The organism is Streptomyces sp. H51, assembly GCF_035656535.1.
GTDB lineage: Bacteria > Actinomycetota > Actinomycetes > Streptomycetales > Streptomycetaceae > Streptomyces.
Map to the genome: position 1 here is coordinate 1 of NZ_JAYMHD010000019.1, position 512 is coordinate 512.

General features: G+C 73.2%; 1 pseudogene. It reads left to right on the plus strand.

What is annotated here, in order from left to right:
• Positions 1-512: pseudogene (locus VKA29_RS04685) on the plus strand (acetyl-/propionyl-CoA carboxylase subunit alpha); the annotation flags it as partial.

The window sequence follows — 512 nt, forward strand, 5'->3', positions numbered from 1 at the left end:
TCCGGCAGCGTCATCGGCCCCGCCTGGGACTCCCTGCTCGCCAAACTCGTCGTCACCGGCCGCACCCGCGCCGAAGCCCTCCAGCGCGCCGCCCGCGCCCTGGACGAGTTCACCGTCGAGGGCATGGCCACCGCGATCCCGTTCCACCGCACCGTGGTCCGCGACCCCGCCTTCGCCCCCGAACTGACCGGCTCCACCGGCCCGTTCACCGTCCACACCCGCTGGATCGAGACCGAGTTCACCAACGACATCAAGCCCTTCGCCGCCCCCGCCGACACCGAGGCGGAAGAGGACGCCGGCCGCGAGACGGTCGTCGTCGAGGTCGGCGGCAAGCGCCTGGAGGTCTCCCTCCCCGCCTCACTGGGCATGTCCCTGGCCCGCACCGGCCTCGCCGCCGGCGCCAAACCCCAACGCCGCGCGGCGAAGAAATCCGGCCCCGTCGCCTCCGGCGACACCCTCGCCTCCCCCATGCAGGGCACCATCGTCAAGGTCGCCGTCGAGGAAGGCCAGGA